Below are 15,138 nucleotides of genomic sequence, written 5' to 3' on the forward strand. Positions count from 1 at the left end.
ATTGAGTAGGTTATAACCGTGTAAACACGCCAAATGTAGAGACGCGCCATGGCGCGTCTTTACACAATATGGCACGTCTTTACACAATCTACCCGAACTATGAAGCCCAAGTTCAAAGATAAATATCGAATTGAATCTATTCGGTTGCCAAATCGGGACTATGCTGCCAATGGATGGTATTTCGTGAGCATATGCACGCATCAGCGCCAATGGTTTTTTGGTGATGTCATTGAAGAGAAAGTACGCTTATCGGAAATAGGACAAACAGCACAACAATATTGGGCAGACATTCCCAGCCATTTTGAATATATATATGTAGATGCTTATATCATTATGCCCAATCATGTCCATGGCATATTGGTTATAGACAAACCCGATAATATAGAGACGAGCCATGGCGTGTCTCTACATCATAACCAAACGCAAGCAACAGACCAATCAAATAAATTCGCACCTCTAAAACGTGGTTCATTGCAGGTTATTATTAACGCCTACAAATCATCTGTCACCCGTTGGTGCAGGAAAAACGGTCAAGAGCATTTTGGTTGGCAAACAAGATTTTACGAGCATATCATTCGTGCTGATGGTTCTCTAGACCAGATTCGAGAATACATTATTAATAACCCCCTCAAATGGGAACATGACAAGAATAATCCAGCAAATTTGTGGATGTGATGCATTGCATTTCACGTTCTAGAGACGAGAGGTGGCGCGTCTCTACAATATAATCGGTAAAAATAAATATATAATCCTCAATTCCCAATCTCCCCCCTATGACTGCCCTAACAGTTAATCTCAATTCAGTCATTGAACTGACAGATGAGCAATTTTTCCAGCTATGTCAGGCAAACCGCGATTTGAGGTTTGAACGCACTCCAACCGGAGAATTAATTATCATGCCACCTGTAGGGGGAGAAACAAGCAACCGTAATGTTGGGTTTCCTTGCCTCAAGCCAACCTACGGTGATGGGCGGTCATACTGCTTGTGATTTGTATCACAACTATTTAGCATTCTATTGTGGTAAAAATGACAACTGACTTAGTTATTTACTGATTTCTATAAGGAAATCTATTTATAATACAGTTAGGAAAAAATACATGGCTGGCAACGATAGCATAGTTCTCGATAACATTATCAAGCAAAAAATAAATAAAAGTGACAATGTATTACCTGATGATGAATTCTTTGAAATATTTACATTTGAACAAATATTAAAAAAATATGAGCTCTCCTATGACGAGTTAAGCTATGGAAAAATAGGAGGAGGTGATGATGGTGGAATAGATGGCTTCTTCATTTTTATTAATAATGATTTTGTGAGTGAGGATACAGAGTTAGACAACTTTAAGAAAAGTCCTTGCATACAATTATTTTTAATTCAATCAAAACGAACTGATTCTTTTTCTGAAAGAGCTATTGAAAAATGGCTTTCAACTACAATGAATATTTTTGATTTAGACAAGAAGATTGAGCAAATTCAAAAATATTATAATTCTGATTTAATTAATAAAGTGGCTTTTTTCCAGGAATTGTATCTCAATCTGGCTTCACAACATCCTTCTATTGAAATAACATATGTATATGCAAGTAAAGGTGACGTATCAGCTATAAATCAAAAGGTATACAATCAATCTGAAGTTTTAAAAGAAAATACTCGTAGATATTTTTCCGGAGCCAAGGTTAACGTTAGCTTTGTTGGCGCACGAGAACTGATTGATTCTTCTCGACTCGAAAAAAGCTATACTTTACAGTTAAAATTTATTGAAAATTATATTTCTAGAGGTGAAGATAATTACGTTATATTAGCATCTTTAAAAGATTATTATAATTTTGTTACTTACGAGAATTCTGAGTTACGCACATATATATTTGCATTTAATGTTCGAGATTATCAAGGTAGTAATGTAGAAGTGAATAAAGATATTAAAGCAACTTTGGAATCAAACGAAGATATAGATTTTTGGTGGCTCAATAATGGAATTACTATTTTATCTTCAAGAGCAAGTATTGCTGGTAAAACTATTAGCCTAGATGATGTACAAGTTGTCAATGGTTTACAAACAACAAACACAATTTATCATTATATAAAGAATAGAGAAGATGACAGCAACACATTGAAGGAAGAGAGAGCTATCCTAATAAAAATAGTTATTACAAATGACCCAGAAACTAGAGACCGTGTTATCAAAGCAACAAATTTCCAAACCCCTATTCCACCAGCCTCTTTAAAAGCTACAGATCCAATACAATTAGACATAGAAAATTTCTTTCTAAATCATGAATGGTTTTATGACCGTCGAAAAAATTATTATAAGAACACAGGTAAGCAACTGGATAGAATCATTAGTATTCCATACCTAGCTCAATCAGTCATAGCAATAGTTTTTCATGAGCCAGATATTGCACGTTCTAGACCATCGTCACTTCTTAAGAAAGATAACGATTATAAACGTGTTTTCAGTCAAAAAATAAGTCTGGAAGTGTATCTCTTCTGCGCGAAAGCTATGAAAAGATTGGAAAGTTTTATTCGTATTGTTACATCTAGTAAATCAAACAACCTAGGTATTAATGAACAGTGGAAACATGCATCACCCATTCGTATATTAATGTTTCATCTAGGGATGCTGATGGTAGTAAAAACACTTAATAAACGTGATTATAAACCTAAAGATGTAGAATCAATTAAAGAAAATAATTTTTCTGATGAACTTATTAGTAATACATTGTCTGAGTTAATTCAATTAACGAATGATTATGTAAAATCAAAAGACTTGCCAATCAACATAGGCATAAAACAAAAAGATTTTGTAACATATATATTAGACAATGTGGGATTGAATCATTAAATAAGTGGAATTTTCTTCAATAAAATAAATCAGTGGTGCAGTATCCAAGCCGATAATTTGCCCTTGTAACTGGGCTAACCATTCCATGAGTCGCGTTCCTGATTGACATATTCTTGAGCATCAATGCCATTCCAGACTTCTTTACCCAACCCGCGCAATTCCAAAATGCTGCGCTTGGGCTTAGGTGTCATCGTCACGCGTTGACGAATTAAGCTTGACAATTCTTGAATCAACCGCATTTGCTCATCAGGGGTGAGACTTTCAGCTAGATGGCGTACTTCGTGATAATTTGACATAAACTTTGTGTGAAGAAATCTCAGGCTCTACGTTCTATTTAAACAAATGGTTATATCCGATTCAGCAAAACAGATAATATATTAACGTTATGATTTATCCAGAGTATTAAGTTGCAAAATCTGGAGTGCCTTCATGACAGCCGATTTAACATCACAAGCCTTACCTGATTTTGTCAGCGTACTCTCACTCGCTGCGACTGCGTATCAAGGACAGAGGAATAATCGCCCTAGTGCTGAAGTCGTAGTCAATGCTTTGCTGCAAGCGGAAAAAGCTGCTAAACAGCAACGAGTGACGTATCCTTTTGAGTCTTTGGTTGGTCAATGGCGGCTATGCTTTGTCACTGGAACCAGAAAAGTCAGAAAGCAAGCCGGAATTGTGTTGGGCAAAGGTTTTTATCTGCCTAAGTTTGCTCCAACTCATATTTCCTTTCATACCACACAAGCTTCAGATGCGACTTCAGCTAGAGCGGAAATTAGCAATTCTGTTCAATTGGGTGCTGTTTTATTAAAGCTTCAAGGTCCAGCACAATATCCAGGAAAGAAAAACCTATTGGCGTTTGACTTTATCCAAATGCAAATCAGTCTGTTTGGTCGTGTGATTTACAGCGGTCAGATACGAGGCGGTAAAGGTCAGGCGGTGAATTTTTATAGTCAACCCGTAGCCAAACTACCCTTCTTTGCGTTTTTTCTAGTAACAGAAGACTTGATTGCAGCTCGCGGTCGTGGAGGTGGGCTAGCCCTGTGGATTCGAGAAAAATAAATGTTAAATGTTATATCCTCCATTGAGCAAATTATTTATATTTAATTATTTATATTTAATTTCCAATTTTACCACATTTTTTACCAGAAACAGAACAGACATCAAGAAAGTAGATAATAGCGTAGGAAAAATATTTACACCTAGAAATTAAACAGCAAATGTTTTCAGTCTTTGTACGTCGTTTTTGCCTTTCGTTTGGAGTGGTTATTCTGCTTTCGTTGATGTTGCTTCCAGTCAAAGCACAAGAACCATCTCTAACTTCTTCATTTTCAAGCATCGCTGAGTCATCCTTACAGCAACAACAAATTCATCAAACCGCACCGCTTGCAGGTGGAATGATGAAAGTAAGCGCACAGCTCACTCCAGCACAGTCCAATACTCGATTATTTCAAGAACGATTAAAAAATCTTGATGTTTCAGCAGCTCAAGGTAAAGTCGGCATCGGGGTTTTGGACCTTAATAGCGGTCAAAGCTGGTTTCTCAATGGTAAGCAGCGCTTTCCCATGCAAAGCGTGTATAAGCTTCCTTCTGGCATAGCCGTCTTAAAACAAGTAGACGAGGGCAAGATTTCGCTCAAGCAATTAGTCACCATTATGCGTCAGGACTTTGCTCCTGGATCGAGTCCTATGATCAAGGAATTCAAAGGTGATAGAGTACAGATCCCACTGCGAAACGTTCTAGAAAGCTCTGTGGGAATAAGTGATAATACTGCAGCTGACGCTTTGGTGCGATTGCTTGGTGGACCACAGCAAGTGAATGCTATCTTAGGTAAGCTGCAAATTCGCAACATTCGCGTTGATCGATTAGAGCAGCAGATGCAGCCGGAGAGTGTGGGACTCAAAAACTTTCAACCTGAATTAGCTGACGAACAAAAATACAAGGAAGCTGTGGAAAAGATTCCAGATCGGGATAAGAAAGCTGCTCTCCAAAAGTATCTCACCGACCCACGAGATACTGCTACTCCTGAAGCTATGGTTGACCTTTTGGCAAAGCTGAACTCGAATCAGCTATTGTCCGAAAACTCTACCGCTTTGTTGCTAAAGATAATGACCGATTCTCCAACAGGACAAAAGCGGCTAAAAGCAGGACTACCTGAAAATTGGTCGATCGCACACAAGACTGGTACGGGTGCAGATGTTCTCGGCATAGGTACTGCAACAAATGACGTTGGAATTGCTAGTTCACCGGACGGGAAACGCGTGGCGATCGCCGTATTTATAGCTGGTTCAAAAGCTCCTCTGGAAGAGCGCGAGAAAGTAATGTCCAACATCGCCTCAAGAGTAGTACAGGCGATGCAATAGACCGATTCCTTGCTACAAGCGATATTAAGTCAATTTGTGAAACAATAACAACAACTTTCGGTCAAAGCTTAGGGGATCTACCTTACTTCGACACTAAGCATGATTGACCGATTTACTTTATCTTTCAGGCTCTACCGCAAGAATATTTTTCAGTTAAGTTTATTTCTTGGCACGGTTATCCCGATCGCTTTCCTCGGCATACCGCATCTACGTCCATCGGGAAGTGAGCCATTTAAGCATTTTCTTTTGTTTACCGCGATCGCTCATGTTCCGGCAACAGCCTGCTTCTATACCTCCAAAGAATTTCGAGAAATCTTAGTTGAAAATAAGCTGATATATTTTACTGCCCCAGTTGCTCTATTATTTGCATCTGGGGTAATTTTTGTATTTTCTCCACAGATTAAACCTTTCCTGCTTCTGTTCTACTGGGGGTGGCAGTCCTACCACTACGCCAAACAAAATATTGGGGTGTACAGCTTTATCTCTTACGCCCAAAACAAGGCAGCTTCCGTTTTTGAGAGGAAGGCAATACATTTGAGCGCGCTCACAGGCATTCTTCCTATCTGGAAAATCCTTGGGTTACAAATTGCACCTCAATGGCTGCACAGTTTTATCAACTTGTCCTATGTTGCAGGATATTTTATTCTGGCGGCTACTTGCTTCCTTGGGGGATATATTTTGTGGAGCAAGCGATCGCGTTTTACTTCTGTCAAAGCAATTTTCTTCATCCTCTGCGTACTTTTCTTTGTACCTGCATACTTGCCCGGTGATATATTAACGACCTTTTTGTCCTACGCAACAGCGCACGCCGTACAATACATCGTGTTCATGGCTGCTGTTGCTGAGGGTGCAAATGTGTTGAGGTCGATGTGCAGTTTACTTCTTTGCTTGCTCGTAGGCGGATCAATCTTCGTTATCTGCCAAATCAAATTGATTTTCTAGCAGGTGGTTTGCTTGGGATCACTATGGCGCACTTTGTTATCGACGCTCACGCATGGAAGCTTAGCCAACCCAATCAGAAAAAATTTATTTTGAGTCGGTTTGGGTTTCTAATGAACAAATAGCGGTAGAATCTGGTTTTTCAATAACAAACAGCGCTTTTCTATGCAAAGCATCTTTAAGCTTCCGGCTGCGATGCCCTTTGGGCTGCTCCAGAGGAGCATCGCGAACGCGAGTGCGTGTCCCGAAGGGACTCACGCGAGTGCGTGTCCTCTGGACTCAGCGGCAGAAAAACGCCATCGCCCTTTGGGCGGCTCCAGAGAAGCATCGCCGTATTTATAGCTGGTTCAAAAGCTCCTCTGGAAGAGCGCGAGAAAATAATGTCTGACATCGCCTCAAGAGTGGTAGAGGGAATGCCATAGAACCTCTTGTGATCACAAGTTTCAGTCTATGGAGATTCGGTAATCTGCTGTTGTAGTTGTTGCACTTCCTCAATCGACAAGCCTGTTGCAGAAGCAATAATGTTGATTGTGACTCCTTGGCGCAAAAGATTAATAGCAATCTCTCGTTGCTTTCTTGCTTCTGCCCTTGCTTCTGCCTCTTCTTGAATAGAATTTTACGTATAGTGAAAAATTTATACCTTATCGCAGGACAACGGTCGTGTTCAGCAGCGGCAAATAACGTCCCCTGCAACACAGTTGTTAAACCGTTTACCAACACGACTAGCCTTCAATCAGCCACTTCTCATAATCGCAGCGAATCAATTTCTGTTTAACGCTATTGAGAACTTCTTCGATCTCAGATGGAAGAGGAAAAGGAAGCGCCGCTCCAACTCGATATACATCATTGAGAACAGCATGATACTCTCGATCTGTAAACTCAGCAATCACTTGAGCTAAACCTCGATCAGACATTTGCTCATAAAGAATCGACAATAGGGGAATATATTCTTGCTCTTCGATGCCCTGAGGAAAAGCACATTGAAGCAACTGATAGGTACTGACGAGATGGGCTGGAATTGTTTTTTGCATGATTCAGCTACCTGTCAATGGGTAGGGAGGGTGAAGATAGACGTTAAAATCAACGCCTTGGGCACTGGCAGCACGAACCGCCTTTGCATCAGCCGTCATGGTGACAATTCCCATCTGATCGCCTGTGCCCAAAATGATTATATCGTTAGGGTCTAAACTCCGTGTTGGCTTTAAGGCTTGGGCTGCAATTGAGGGACTATCAGGCACAACCGTAACTCGCTCTAGGAATCGATTTGCCCTTTCCTGCTCCAAACTCCCCCCTGAATACTTCACAATATTCGTAAATTCATCAAAAGCAGTTTGTGCCATCATCAGTTGCTGGTCTTGAACGAATGCCCGTAGCTGATGACGAACGGTAGAGCCTTCAGCTATGAATGTGATCGCGGTATTGGTGTCGAGATTAATCACACTTTAGCAGCAAAAAAAGTTGTGTCTTACGAACTACACAACTATACAATAGCGATCGCCTGGGATTGTGGAACTGTATTTTTCTGCTGCGATCATAAGAAGGCGAGCACTGAGTTCTTGTGGAGCACGCTGCCCGCCGAGAGTGCCTGCGCTTTACGTATACGTGCTATCGCATCATTTTTAGCTACTTATTTATGGTATTTCCCGCATAGTGGACAAAATTTATACCTGAATGACATTACTAATTTCCCATCGTTCGTGCAACTAGCTCGCGATGGCACGAAGTGCCCGCTGAGTCCAGAGGACACGCTACGCGAACGCAATGGGCAAAGCCCCGCCTTTCCTGCGGAACGCACTCGCGTTCGGTGATCGCAGTAACGGTTGCGGTCAGGGGTTGCCGATTCCTTTGAACTCAGCACCAGCGGCTTCCTTCAATCCGCTGCACTGCGTTATATTAGACCGTCTGTGTAACGTTTGGACGCATATTTAGACAGCGATAGTCTCCTCAATCTCGATATCAATTTGCCTCAATTTTATACGGTAGATTTTCTCTTAAAAACTGCAAACATTCATCCACTAAATCGAGCGAGTGTTTAGTATCTATATGAAAGTAGATGAATCGCTCATAAATTTCAGCAAGTTGTATTGCAGCAGATAAGGACTCCAGATTAACTGCTACGGGTAATCCTAAACCATCAGGTTCGATTCTGTTGAGACTAAACGTGCGCCGATCTTCAAAAATTTCGTAGAGAGTACCGAGAATATCGACTACAAAGCCATCTCCTTCCTCATTAGACAGTATCTTGTAGCAAGTTCCATGAACATTCATCTCACTTGGATACTTGTGTATATCCCGATTACCAGAAATACTAAATTGTTCTGGATCTTCGGCAAACTGGACTAAAAAATCTTTGTCTTCTTTTTCTATTTTTCTGCTTTTATAGTATTCATTTTGTTGGTTTAATTTTTCAGCAACCTCGATAAAGCGGTCATACGTTAATATCTCAACATTATTATGATGCCGAGCAAATTTCGACTTTACATGAATAAGTTTTTCGTCAAAGTGGCTACGTCTACCCATAACAATGAAATATTCGCAGCACAAATAGGTTTTAGGATCGCGTAGTGGCATCTTGACACACCACGGTTCCCGCGCCAAATTCCGCTCGGGATATAACGTATCGTACTTTTGAGCTGCATCAGCCAAGTGTGAACGCAAAGATGCTCCCTCATCTTTCTCAAAATCCTGCCAGTCATCGATCTGCTTTATAGCACCGCGCAGCCTCTTAGATGGATTTCCATGCTGATTAAAAGGCTTTTCATCGACTGGCTCTAACTCTATAAATGCGATATTCCAACCCCCAGAAAATGACTGCATAACAACAAAATCAGCATAGTACTTCCCACTTAAGGAAAACTCGGGAATGACATAATCAGAATGTCCACCACAATTCATGAAAGTTGCCCAAACAAGTAAGGGTTCTTCCTTTAAGAAGGCGTGTATTTCCCGTTCACCTTTTGCTTGATCTAGAGCTTTAACAAGTTTATTCTTCAGTGTCATATAAATCTTCAACAGGTCATCTTACTGTGGAAGTCTAACAAACAGATAAGCTTCAAGTATTGCCCCCACCCAGAACTAAGCGGTCGCACGGTGCAGGAATTACTCGGACATAAGGATGTGAAAACGACAATGATTTATACTCATGTTCTTAACGGGGGTGGCAAGGCTGTTCGTAGTCCCCTTGATTAACCAAGGTTTTCTATTGAACGGGATTCACGAGCGAGTGAACTCAATTGTGACGTTATTGAAAGCGATCTGCTGAAAACAGCAGCGCTTTACGATTTTAGCTAATTATTTCTATGAATTTCAGTATATTAGGCAAAATTTATACCTTGATGACATTACTAATTCACTCATACGAAGTAGGCTGGGAGTCTCTCCATTTTAACCCAGCCCTTCGTTAGTCCGACTTATTACTGTTCTGAACTACCTTGTCAAGAACGCCAAGTTAGTCTCACTGATGAACTGGTGCGGAGTCTTGAGTCTGAGACTGCGACTTCTCTGCCTGCCTTTGCAAGAATCGATAAAGGCGATTCAGTGCATTCATATGCGCATAAGCTGCTGCAACTACAATATCAGTGTCAGAAGCCTGTCCAGAGAAAATGCGTTCTTGATGGCGTAAGCGAATTGTGACTGTTCCCAGAGCATCAATTCCACCAGTCACAGACTGAACGGAAAACTCAATGAGTTGATTAGGAATCTGCACGAGTCGATTGATAGCTTTATAAACAGCATCTACTGGACCAGTTCCCACTGCTGCATCAGTGAAAATTTCTCCGTTGGGAGTTACAACTGTGATGGTTGCAGTCGGACAGGTGCAATCACCACAAGTGACTTGGACGTGTTCGAGTTGAAAGCCTTTGTCTACTTGAATTTGCGTTTCATCCCGAACGATCGCCTCTAAATCCCAATCGGACATCTCCTTTTTCTTGTCAGCAATTTCCTTAAACCGCATAAAGGCTTTGTTCAAATCTGCCTCACTCAACTCAAACCCCAATTCCTGCAGCCTGGTTCTGAAAGCATTCCTTCCAGAGTGTTTGCCCAAAATAATGCTGTTTTCAGAAAGACCTATGTCAGCAGCTTCCATAATTTCATAGGTTTGCCGATGTTTGAGCACACCATCTTGATGAATTCCAGATTCATGAGCAAAAGCATTTGCTCCAACGATCGCTTTATTCGGCTGAACCACAATTCCTGTGAATTGGGAAACCAAGCAAGAGGTTTTGTAAATCTCTTGCGTCTTGATGTTCGTTAAGGGTGCATCGGAATCAACCGGACGACCAAAGTAGGGATTGAAATGAGGTTTGCGAACCTGCAATGCCATGACAATCTCTTCGAGTGCGGCATTTCCTGCTCGTTCACCAATTCCGTTAACTGTACACTCCACCTGACGTACACCATTTTCAATTGCCGTCAAGGCATTTGCTGTCGCCAAACCCAAATCGTTTTGAGTATGAACCGAAAGAATGACTTGATTAATATTGGGAACATTTTCTTGAACACCCTGAATTAAGGCTGCCATATCTTTAGGTGTGCAGTAACCAACAGTATCAGGAATGTTAATCGTGGTTGCACCGGCTGCAATGACTCGTTCCAACACTTGATAGAGGAATTCTGGATCAGTTCTGCTTGCATCCATCGGTGAGAATTCCACATCCTCGACAAAGGACTTGGCATAAGCGACCATTTCTTCGGCGATCGCCACAACCTCACTCCGAGACTTTTTCAACTGGTACTTCAGGTGAATATCTGAAGTGGAAAGAAAAGTGTGAATTCTCCGATGAGCAGCGGGTTGCAATGCTTCAGCCGCCGCCTGAATATCTTGTCGAATTGCTCTTGCCAAAGAGCAAATAATCGGTCCACCTGACACGCCGACTTGTTGAGCTATGGTTCTAACAGCTTCAAAATCTCCAGGACTGGCTACCGCAAATCCTGCTTCAATCACATCAACACCTAGTAGAGCCAGTTGATGAGCGATCGCCAGTTTCTCTTCTACCAGCAGTGTTGCGCCTGGTGACTGTTCGCCATCTCGTAGCGTTGTGTCGAAGATAATGACCCGGTCTGGTTGAGGTCGAATGCTCATGACTGTCTCCCGTGGTGTTAATAAAAGGGATTGTTAGACCAATGCTTTTGAATATTGTATACAATTTTTTGTATACAATATAAATTATGAACAGAAGAAATTATGAACTTAAATGACCTAGCAGCCAATGTGCTGCAACAACAACGCAGTACTCCAGACTTGATTGCAGACGCTTTGCGAGAAGCGATTGTGCGGGGAATTTTTCAGGAAGGACAATCCCTCAGACAGGATGAAATTGCGACTCAGTTTGGCGTTAGCCGCATTCCTGTGCGGGAAGCTCTACGTCAACTTGAGGCAGAAGGATTGGTGACGCTCCATCTTAATAGAGGAGCAATGGTTTCGGCACTTTCTCCAGCAGAAGCGCAAGAAATCTTTGAGATTAGGAGTGCGTTGGAGGTGAAAGCGATTCAACTGGCAATTCCCAAGCTAACCGCATCAGATTTAGAAAAAGCATCTGAGATTTTGGCACAGACAGACCAGGTAACTGATGCAGGAATGCTTGCGAAACTGAACTGGGAATTCCATGAAACGCTTTATGCAACCGCCGAACGTCCTCGGCTGCTGACGATCATTAAAACCTTGCACCTGAATGTAGACCGCTACGTCCGCCTTCAGATGAGTCAGATGGATTACCTAGAGCGATCGCAAAAGGAACACTATCAATTATTAGAGGCTTGTCAACAGCACGATACTAAAGCTGCTGTTAAGCTACTAAAAAGACACATTGACACCGCAGGAGAGCAGCTTGTTGCATACTTGCAACAAAACGGTCATACCTAATTCATCTCATCTCCACAACTTCTTCACAGCTTCTTCATAAGTCTTGGGAATAATACACCTATGCTCGATAATTTCCTTAAAGAGGTTTTTTGTGATACCAAAGTATTTTAATGAAGTTGTCATCACAGCGTTACCAGATTCGTGTGTTGAAACAAATAATGATGATATTCGTATCTACTCTAAGTACTGCATGCAACTGATTGTTCAAGATGGAGTCGCTGTACCTTTTATGTTTGCTGATACTTTAGAAGGATTGCTTGCGTACCTTAAATTCATTGAAAAATCAACACCAATAATAGGTATTTAGTCGCTAGAAATTCCACAGACTCTTCATTATTGGTGCATTTACCTTATGAAAAATATGAAACAATATCATATATATAGCAATCCTATTTCATTTGTGATTCAGATCCCCGACTTCTTAAAGAAGTCGGGGATCTTGTTTTTTCACGCTCTCCAAGGGCAGACTGCTATAAATCATGTAGGGTGCGCTCTTCCGAGAGTACGGCACCAGATAAATTAGCTACCCAACAATGGAACAGGAGCGTCGATAATTTTCAACTGAACTAATGCCAGAATCACAAGAGTATAGATGGTTGAGGTAACTACACCCGAAAGTAATTCTTTTTTCAAATTACGCTTCTTGGGTTGATTTTGTAGAACATCCATAGCTCCGAATTGCATCAAAAGGATACCAATAATGTTAGAAAGCCAGTATCCTATAATTGAGCACGGCAAGAGTAACTTAGGGTAAAATAAACTACAAATATACCCAAAACCATAAGCAATTGGTAAATTAAATAACAAATCATTCCACCAACATAGTGGTGAGAGCAAATATCCAAGAACTAGAAAAAATCCGCCTCTGAGTTTTTTAAATGTATTTTGTTTCCAGTCCCCAAGAGCAGCAGACTGTAACTGCTGGGGGGTAGTTTGTTCTGCTATGCTCGACTCCTGACGGAATATTGGGAGGTTTGTCATAATAATGCATAATTTCTATGTCATAACCGTACTTTAACCGCAAAACCAAGAAAAAGTCTAGTAGGGGATCAAACCACCAGCATATGCCTATTCCTTCTCATTCCGACGCAGAGTTTAGGGGATGAGGGACGAGGCGAACCGACTGAGAAGGATTCTTATTTATAAAATTCGTAGTACTGAGTAAAGCAGGCAATAGCTATAATCAAAATAATGCTTTTTATTAAAAATATGACTAATTCACCTTTAACTTTCTTGTTAATAGCGGGAACTGTTTTCCTTACTATTTCTGTTATCGGACAAGCTAAATTAGGTTTTGCTGAAATTAATCCTGGCTTTTTTGGAAGATTTTTAGCTTTAATTATTGGTTTGTTTAGCTTAACGGCTGCTGTTTTATTAGTCTTATTTCCTGCCGATGGAATTAATTTAATTAGAGATTATTTAGTACAGCAAATTCAACAAAGCCTGGGTTAGATTATCCAATTTCAAGGTTTACAGTAGTTTTCAATTAGGCAGAATACAGGTTAGCTGTAGGGGCACAGAGCATTGCTTATTGGTGTTAACTTAAACCACAACCCTTTGACAATCTCGTTTCGGTGGTCTAAGTAAGTCGGCAAGAAAAAACCAAACTATGTAAAGAAAAGTAAAATCTCTGTATTTGGCTCGTAGTAGCGCTATGGCTGACGCCACGCTGCGCGAACAGCGCTAAAGCGCTACTACAAACCAGTGATGATTATTTGCGCCGACTTACTTAAGCAAGAAATGTGGTGCGACGGCTAGTAACGCAAGTAAGGGAGGCAGAGCCTCCCAGTAGGCATTTCCAGCCTCAGGCTGGGAACGAGGCAATCTCTAAAAGCTTGTTATATACCAATACGGTTCAGTTAAGCTTCAAAGTCAGGTAGATTAAGGATGATTCCTAAGCATGGAAATTGAATGTGGTACATCTCAAAGATTTCTCGCTGTTGTCCTTAACGATACAAAGTAGCGATTTGCTGAAAGCGATTGAGCTTGCTATACCGACGACGGCAATTGAAGAAGCGAGCCTCCCAAAGGGAGGAGCTTCGCTAACGTTACAAGCAAGGCCAACGAAGAAAGAAATCGGTCGTTACCAGCACAATTAGTAGTTTGTTTGCTAATTGCAATGAGCCTCTGGTCAAGAGATGGGTATTCCATTTGCTTCTAGGGTGAGGATGAAAGATTACAGCAAGGTGCAATAGGTTTTTTAGCAAGCTCTTCCAAGCCCACATCCCCTAGTAATTTTTGCCAATCAGTTACGAAATTTTCTGCTTGTGGATAGCGACGGCGTAGTTGTGCTAATAGAGTTATAGCGTCGTACCAGCTCCCGTTTTCGGCATAGAAAATGACTCGGTTTCGCTCGACTGATTGCTGCTGCACAGAAAGATTGTTGTTAAATTTGGCTCTTTGAATCCACCCATTGACATCAACTAATTGATTTTCACCATTGCAATTCATGTCGAGAGATAAATACCAATGATAGTTTTTACCAAGCTCTAATTTAACTGTCGGTGGTAGACTCAGAGCGATCGCTCCTGGCGTTCCGGCGACAGTGAAAGTTCCTTGATAAATCTGCTGGTAATTTCTGGGTTCTCGGTCAGTTTCGTCCCATAATTCCAACTGACCTTTCTTAATATCTTTGGGAAGATAAGGAAGATAAAACCACAGAGTAGGAGAGGCTTTAACGGTTAATCCCCAAACATGGCTAATTGCTTGCTTTGATTCCACAGCAGGAACTAAAGCTAAAAGACGTTCATTGATTTCCAGAGCCGAACATTTATGTCCATCGCGAGTTCCGCCGCCTTTCCTATTTCCGGGCGCTCCTCTCGGTGACAGAGGCGGTCGATTAAACTTCACTTGGGAAGCACTTGAGGCTTTAGACTGGTGTGAGGAATTTTTATTAACAGGGGGAAGCACTTGTGCAATGGTTTTTTGGCGATCTTGAAAAGGATGGGCTTCTCCCTCACTGGTAGCAGAAGCAATGAGCATTAAAGCTAATGCCAAAGCTAGTCCAATTTTCCAACGAGAAAACTTGCGCCCAGTCACATTCTCTCTCCCGATCTTCGTTATTTAGAGCTTATGCACTGCCCTTAAGACGGGAGCAGGCTCTATTTACTTAATTACAAGGGCATATCTGCC

The 15,138-nt window shown here is 41.3% G+C and carries 17 protein-coding genes and 2 pseudogenes; 12 read left to right on the forward strand and 7 right to left on the reverse strand.

The annotated features are described in order from the left end of the window. Positions 1 to 99 precede the first annotated feature (99 nt). The 3 genes and pseudogenes from ACM0OZ_RS30990 to ACM0OZ_RS31000 all read left to right on the forward strand — a co-directional run bounded on the left by ACM0OZ_RS30990 (position 100) and on the right by ACM0OZ_RS31000 (position 2,847). Positions 100 to 675, forward strand: coding sequence for a transposase (locus ACM0OZ_RS30990; RefSeq protein ID WP_414586672.1), 576 nt, complete (start codon positions 100 to 102; stop codon positions 673 to 675). A gap of 98 nt (positions 676 to 773) precedes the next feature. Next, positions 774 to 932 (forward strand): annotated as a pseudogene (locus ACM0OZ_RS30995) (Uma2 family endonuclease); the annotation flags it as partial. 166 nt (positions 933 to 1,098) lie between these two features. After that, positions 1,099 to 2,847: an AIPR family protein gene (locus ACM0OZ_RS31000; protein ID WP_414586673.1), complete on the forward strand. Its 1,749-nt coding sequence runs from the start codon at positions 1,099 to 1,101 to the stop codon at positions 2,845 to 2,847. Positions 2,848 to 2,921: 74 nt separating this feature from the next. Here ACM0OZ_RS31000 and ACM0OZ_RS31005 read toward each other — a convergent pair whose 3' ends face one another. Next, positions 2,922 to 3,143, reverse strand: coding sequence for a hypothetical protein (locus ACM0OZ_RS31005; protein WP_069350542.1), 222 nt, complete (start codon positions 3,141 to 3,143; stop codon positions 2,922 to 2,924). Between the two features lie 133 nt (positions 3,144 to 3,276). Between ACM0OZ_RS31005 and ACM0OZ_RS31010 the strand changes: the two genes are divergently transcribed. The 4 genes from ACM0OZ_RS31010 (at position 3,277) to ACM0OZ_RS31025 (ending at position 6,531) form a co-directional block, all read left to right on the forward strand. Continuing rightward, a complete protein-coding gene (locus tag ACM0OZ_RS31010; protein WP_414586674.1) occupies positions 3,277 to 3,903 on the forward strand; it encodes a hypothetical protein in 627 nt (208 codons plus the stop codon). 158 nt (positions 3,904 to 4,061) lie between these two features. Then, complete coding sequence (bla, locus tag ACM0OZ_RS31015) at positions 4,062 to 5,204, forward strand: class A beta-lactamase (protein WP_414586675.1); 1,143 nt, start codon at positions 4,062 to 4,064, stop codon at positions 5,202 to 5,204. A 99-nt stretch (positions 5,205 to 5,303) separates the two neighbouring features. After that, complete coding sequence (locus ACM0OZ_RS31020; RefSeq protein ID WP_414586676.1) at positions 5,304 to 6,146, forward strand: hypothetical protein; 843 nt, start codon at positions 5,304 to 5,306, stop codon at positions 6,144 to 6,146. Positions 6,147 to 6,378: 232 nt separating this feature from the next. After that, the gene (locus ACM0OZ_RS31025) at positions 6,379 to 6,531 is read left to right on the forward strand and encodes a hypothetical protein (protein ID WP_414586677.1); all 153 of its coding nucleotides are present in this window, start codon (positions 6,379 to 6,381) and stop codon (positions 6,529 to 6,531) included. A gap of 334 nt (positions 6,532 to 6,865) precedes the next feature. On the opposite strand, the gene ACM0OZ_RS31030 is transcribed toward ACM0OZ_RS31025, so the two are convergent. After that, positions 6,866 to 7,174: a DUF3349 domain-containing protein gene (locus ACM0OZ_RS31030; protein ID WP_414586678.1), complete on the reverse strand. Its 309-nt coding sequence runs from the start codon at positions 7,172 to 7,174 to the stop codon at positions 6,866 to 6,868. 3 nt (positions 7,175 to 7,177) lie between these two features. Further along, positions 7,178 to 7,582, reverse strand: coding sequence for a DUF1308 domain-containing protein (locus ACM0OZ_RS31035; protein ID WP_414586679.1), 405 nt, complete (start codon positions 7,580 to 7,582; stop codon positions 7,178 to 7,180). Here ACM0OZ_RS31035 and ACM0OZ_RS31040 point away from each other — a divergent pair. Further along, a complete protein-coding gene (locus tag ACM0OZ_RS31040; protein WP_414586724.1) occupies positions 7,520 to 7,951 on the forward strand; it encodes a hypothetical protein in 432 nt (143 codons plus the stop codon). The genes ACM0OZ_RS31035 and ACM0OZ_RS31040 overlap by 63 nt on opposite strands. Positions 7,952 to 8,099: 148 nt before the next feature. On the opposite strand, the gene ACM0OZ_RS31045 is transcribed toward ACM0OZ_RS31040, so the two are convergent. After that, positions 8,100 to 9,143 (reverse strand): Shedu anti-phage system protein SduA domain-containing protein, encoded by a 1,044-nt coding sequence (locus ACM0OZ_RS31045; RefSeq protein ID WP_414586680.1) that lies wholly within the window; start codon positions 9,141 to 9,143, stop codon positions 8,100 to 8,102. 84 nt (positions 9,144 to 9,227) lie between these two features. On the opposite strand from ACM0OZ_RS31045, the pseudogene ACM0OZ_RS31050 reads away from it, so the two are divergent. Beyond that, a pseudogene (locus ACM0OZ_RS31050) lies at positions 9,228 to 9,332 on the forward strand (site-specific recombinase); the annotation flags it as partial. Positions 9,333 to 9,597: 265 nt separating this feature from the next. Here ACM0OZ_RS31050 and ACM0OZ_RS31055 read toward each other — a convergent pair. Then, positions 9,598 to 11,226 carry a 2-isopropylmalate synthase gene (locus ACM0OZ_RS31055; protein ID WP_414586681.1) on the reverse strand — a complete coding sequence of 543 codons (1,629 nt, stop codon included), beginning with the start codon at positions 11,224 to 11,226 and terminating at the stop codon, positions 9,598 to 9,600. Between the two features lie 102 nt (positions 11,227 to 11,328). Between ACM0OZ_RS31055 and ACM0OZ_RS31060 the strand changes: the two genes are divergently transcribed. Beyond that, positions 11,329 to 12,006, forward strand: coding sequence for a GntR family transcriptional regulator (locus ACM0OZ_RS31060; protein ID WP_414586682.1), 678 nt, complete (start codon positions 11,329 to 11,331; stop codon positions 12,004 to 12,006). 91 nt (positions 12,007 to 12,097) lie between these two features. Next, a complete protein-coding gene (locus tag ACM0OZ_RS31065) occupies positions 12,098 to 12,313 on the forward strand; it encodes a hypothetical protein (protein WP_414586683.1) in 216 nt (71 codons plus the stop codon). Between the two features lie 212 nt (positions 12,314 to 12,525). Here ACM0OZ_RS31065 and ACM0OZ_RS31070 read toward each other — a convergent pair whose 3' ends face one another. Next, the gene (locus ACM0OZ_RS31070; RefSeq protein WP_414586684.1) at positions 12,526 to 12,987 is read right to left on the reverse strand and encodes a hypothetical protein; all 462 of its coding nucleotides are present in this window, start codon (positions 12,985 to 12,987) and stop codon (positions 12,526 to 12,528) included. A gap of 228 nt (positions 12,988 to 13,215) precedes the next feature. On the opposite strand from ACM0OZ_RS31070, the gene ACM0OZ_RS31075 reads away from it, so the two are divergent. Continuing rightward, entirely contained in the window at positions 13,216 to 13,458 is a 243-nt protein-coding gene (locus ACM0OZ_RS31075) for a hypothetical protein (protein ID WP_414586685.1), read from the forward strand. A 705-nt stretch (positions 13,459 to 14,163) separates the two neighbouring features. On the opposite strand, the gene ACM0OZ_RS31080 is transcribed toward ACM0OZ_RS31075, so the two are convergent. Continuing rightward, on the reverse strand, positions 14,164 to 15,045 hold the full coding sequence (locus tag ACM0OZ_RS31080) for a DUF928 domain-containing protein (RefSeq protein WP_414586686.1): 882 nt from the start codon (positions 15,043 to 15,045) through the stop codon (positions 14,164 to 14,166). Positions 15,046 to 15,138: the final 93 nt, after the last annotated feature.

The organism is Scytonema sp. PCC 10023 (genome assembly GCF_963920835.1).
GTDB lineage: Bacteria > Cyanobacteriota > Cyanobacteriia > Cyanobacteriales > Nostocaceae > Kalymmatonema.

What these genes read in the sequence shown, in the direction of transcription:
- ACM0OZ_RS31030 (WP_414586678.1), bottom strand. Translation starts at nt 7,174, where the DNA reads ATGCAAAAAACAATTCCAGCCCATCTCGTCAGTACCTATCAGTTGCTT.
- ACM0OZ_RS30990 (WP_414586672.1), top strand. Translation starts at nt 100, where the DNA reads ATGAAGCCCAAGTTCAAAGATAAATATCGAATTGAATCTATTCGGTTG.
- ACM0OZ_RS31005 (WP_069350542.1), bottom strand. Translation starts at nt 3,143, where the DNA reads ATGTCAAATTATCACGAAGTACGCCATCTAGCTGAAAGTCTCACCCCT.
- ACM0OZ_RS31020 (WP_414586676.1), top strand. Translation starts at nt 5,304, where the DNA reads ATGATTGACCGATTTACTTTATCTTTCAGGCTCTACCGCAAGAATATT.
- ACM0OZ_RS31070 (WP_414586684.1), bottom strand. Translation starts at nt 12,987, where the DNA reads ATGACAAACCTCCCAATATTCCGTCAGGAGTCGAGCATAGCAGAACAA.
- ACM0OZ_RS31010 (WP_414586674.1), top strand. Translation starts at nt 3,277, where the DNA reads ATGACAGCCGATTTAACATCACAAGCCTTACCTGATTTTGTCAGCGTA.
- ACM0OZ_RS31055 (WP_414586681.1), bottom strand. Translation starts at nt 11,226, where the DNA reads ATGAGCATTCGACCTCAACCAGACCGGGTCATTATCTTCGACACAACG.
- ACM0OZ_RS31045 (WP_414586680.1), bottom strand. Translation starts at nt 9,143, where the DNA reads ATGACACTGAAGAATAAACTTGTTAAAGCTCTAGATCAAGCAAAAGGT.
- ACM0OZ_RS31000 (WP_414586673.1), top strand. Translation starts at nt 1,099, where the DNA reads ATGGCTGGCAACGATAGCATAGTTCTCGATAACATTATCAAGCAAAAA.
- ACM0OZ_RS31075 (WP_414586685.1), top strand. Translation starts at nt 13,216, where the DNA reads ATGACTAATTCACCTTTAACTTTCTTGTTAATAGCGGGAACTGTTTTC.
- ACM0OZ_RS31060 (WP_414586682.1), top strand. Translation starts at nt 11,329, where the DNA reads ATGAACTTAAATGACCTAGCAGCCAATGTGCTGCAACAACAACGCAGT.
- bla (WP_414586675.1), top strand. Translation starts at nt 4,062, where the DNA reads ATGTTTTCAGTCTTTGTACGTCGTTTTTGCCTTTCGTTTGGAGTGGTT.
- ACM0OZ_RS31040 (WP_414586724.1), top strand. Translation starts at nt 7,520, where the DNA reads ATGACGAACGGTAGAGCCTTCAGCTATGAATGTGATCGCGGTATTGGT.